This is a genomic window from Bradyrhizobium sp. NAS96.2 (assembly GCF_001908235.1).
Taxonomy (GTDB): Bacteria; Pseudomonadota; Alphaproteobacteria; order Rhizobiales; family Xanthobacteraceae; genus Bradyrhizobium.
In genome coordinates this window covers 1-3,200 of the sequence record NZ_LGHK01000309.1, presented here as the reverse complement: position 1 = coordinate 3,200, position 3,200 = coordinate 1, and the positions used below count along the sequence as shown (strand labels likewise).

3 protein-coding genes are annotated in these 3,200 nt (G+C 68.2%); all 3 read right to left on the bottom strand.

The features are described from left to right. Positions 1-43: 43 nt before the first annotated feature. Positions 44-973, bottom strand: coding sequence for a sulfite exporter TauE/SafE family protein (locus AC628_RS40480; RefSeq protein WP_074132361.1), 930 nt, complete (start codon positions 971-973; stop codon positions 44-46). Between the two features lie 270 nt (positions 974-1,243). Then, positions 1,244-1,897: a COG3904 family protein gene (locus AC628_RS40475; RefSeq protein ID WP_245321584.1), complete on the bottom strand. Its 654-nt coding sequence runs from the start codon at positions 1,895-1,897 to the stop codon at positions 1,244-1,246. 292 nt (positions 1,898-2,189) lie between these two features. Then, on the bottom strand, positions 2,190-3,200 hold a 1,011-nt coding region (locus tag AC628_RS40470; RefSeq protein ID WP_245321583.1), incomplete at its 5' end, for a tetratricopeptide repeat protein.

The window sequence follows — 3,200 nt, the reverse complement described above, 5'->3', positions numbered from 1 at the left end:
CTGGCGGCGACGAGGCCCGCGGTGGCAAGCAGCGCGCGCAGCCTCATGGCGGCGCCCCGCCGGTTTCGCGGATGCTGAACGGGTCCTGCGGCCGGATCACCAACTCGACCGCAAAGCGGATGCCGACCGCGAGCACCAGCAGGCCGAGCAGGAGACGCAGATGCTCGCCGCGGATCTTCTGGCCGGCGCGGGCACCGAACTGCGCGCCGGTGACGCCGCCGATCATCAGGATCAGCGCCAGCACGGCGTCGACCAGATGGTTGGTCACCGCGTGCAGCATGGTGGCGAACACCATGGTGACGAGGGTGAGCACCATCGAAGTGCCGATCACAGTCGAGGTCGGCACCCGCAGCACATAGATCATCAGCGGCACCAGGATGAAGCCGCCGCCGATGCCCATGACGGCGCCGATGAAGCCGATGATGAGCCCGATCACGACGACCGGGATGACCGAGAGGTAGATCTTGGAGCGCTTGAAGCGCAGCTTCAGCGGCAGGCCGTGGATCCAGCCATGGCTGCCGGGCTTGCGCAGCGTGACCGCGCCGCCGCCGCGCGAACGCAGCATCGCGCGCAGGCCTTCCCAGAACATCAGCCCGCCGACCGTCGTCAGCAGGATGACGTAGGACAGCGCGATCATCAGGTCGAGCTGGCCGAGCGAGCGCAGGAAGGTGAAGGTCCACACCCCGAACGTGGTGCCTAGCGTGCCGCCGACCAGCAGCACCGCCGCCAGCAGCGGGTCGATCGCGCGCCGGCGCCAATAGGAGATCGCGCCCGAGAACGAGGACGCCGCGATGTGGCTGGCGACGGAGGCAACCGCAACCGCCGGCGCGATGCCGACGAAGATCAGCAGCGGCGTCATCAGGAAGCCGCCGCCGATCCCGAACATGCCGGAGACGAATCCAACCGCCGCGCCCATCGCCAGGATGAGGAAGACATTGACCGGAATGTCGGCGATCGGGAGGTAGAGCTGCACGCGCGTCGCTTCTTGTCGGTTCGCCACATGCTGGGGCACAAGGCCGCATCACGGCGTGATGTCGTTCGGGTCGGGCATTCTCCGGCTGAACGAATCCGGTCGGCGCGCAAGGAGCAGGCGAACGCGGGTCGATTGCCGCGTTCTTGCATAACCGAATTTAACGGGGGGAGGGACTAAAGATTCCGCTCCGGGTGGCATTTTTCGCCGCACGTGGCGGCCCGGCTGCGGACGTGGTTGATAATTCAGATTAATGATGGCCGCGTCGGCTGATCAGGGCTGGTCGACGGGCGCGGTGATGAGGTTCATCGAAAGCGCCTCTCTCGTGCCCAGCCAGCGGATGTCCGAGGTCTGCGACATTGCCTCGACGATTCGGGACGAGACGCCCATCTTTCTCATGTAACCGAGCAAGATGCCCTGGCTGCGCTGAGTGTCGGCCACGGGATCGTCCCCTGGCCTGCTCGTGGTGAAGCGATGCACGCCGAGCCTGGAGCCCGCGATGCCATAGCGAGTTTGGCCGCCGGCATAGACCAGAACGCAGGCGCTGGCGCAGGAGGCGGCGCGCAACTCGCCAGATGCATCTGATGTCGCAACCGCAGTGGCGAGCCGGCGGGTACGAATGACTTCGCCCATGATGGCCGCCTGATCCAATGCGCCGCCCGGCGACGACAGCAGCACGACATCATCAGGTGATAACCGTGCGTCGTCGAGCCGATCGCGGAACCAACTCGCGCTGGCCGAGCCGATGCTGCCACTGATCGCAAGCGCCCGCCGTTTCGATCCGTCGATGACGACATCTGGAATGACCGACGATGTCATGGTCGCCGCGACGTAAGTCTCGCGCCAGACATCCCAGGCGCCCGGCTGCGAAAGATCGCGATAGGCACGGATTGCAACGCCGGACAACAGCAGGACGAAGATGGTCACCGACCAGATCGAGGGTCTGAAAATGCCCCCCGAATTCGGGGCGCTGGGTGCGACAGGCGGCGGAGCCTGGCGTGGTGCGCCAAACGGGGAAGATTGCTGGCGCGGCGGCGCGACGCGGGGACCGGTCGGCGACGAACGGTGGCCTGTTCCTTCACCCTGACGATCATCGACAGACAAGCCTGACCCTCCGGAACGCCTGCGCAATCGGCGCGGGACTGCGCGTCTGTCTACACGGCGGAGGGGTGGAGGGACAAGACAGCGGCGCCGTCACGGCGCCGCAGCCATCGTTGTCCTAGTGAGCCGGAGCGGCCAGCGCCGCGGTCCGCTTCGACGGTGGCCTGACGGACTTCGCCGCCGCGGGCTGCGCGGCGCCGTCCCAGCCGCCGGCCGGCGCCGGCACGTTGACCGCATCGCTCGGCTGCGGCTCGGGGGTGAAGGTCTGGATCGCAAGCTTCGCTGCGGCCAGCGACTGCGGGTCGAGCCGCTTGGCGATATCGTCGCGCTTGTGGCCGGCGTCGGCGTCACCCTGTGCGGCCGCGAGGCTGAACCATTTGAAGGACTCGGCGAGGTTCTGTTCGACCCCGATGCCGCGGGCATAGAGGATGCCGAGGTTGACCTGGCTGTCGGCAACGCCGCGATCGGCCGCCTTGCGGAACCATTGCGCGGCGCTCTTGTAGTCGGCGCCCTTGCCGCCGCCATCGGCGTCGAGCACGGCGAGGTTATGCATCGCCTTGGCGTTGCCGCGCTCGGCGGCCTGCACGTAATAGCGCCGCGCCATATCGAAGTCGCGTTTCACGCTGAGGCCCTTCTCGTAGAAGGTGCCGAGCCGGAACATCGCCGGCACCACGCCGGCCTGCGCCGCGCGGCCGTACCATTTGGCGGCTTCGTCGACATTGGCGGTCACGCCCTTGCCCTCGGCATAGCGGACGCCGACCTCGTAGGCCGCAGCCGCATCGCCCTTGATCGCGGCCGTGCGCAGCGCCGGACCGCCGATCGCATCGGGCAGCTTCTCGCCCGCCGGAATCTGGATCGTGGCGAGCTTGCCGCCGAGCGGCGGAGCCGTCGGAATCGTGCCGGTGATATCACTGGCGGCGGCGACCGGTGCCGCGGCCGGCTCCGGCACCGTGGCGGGTGCGGGGGCCGCCTGAGGGATCGTCACCTGCGCGCTGTCAAGCGTGTTCGGCGCCGGCGAGTTGTTGGACTGGCGGCCGAGCGGGGTCGGCGAGGTCATCGACGGCCCGGGCGTGCTAGACGGCGCGGCCGGTGCGGGGGCGGGCGCGATGGAGTTCTCGGCAGGCGGCTG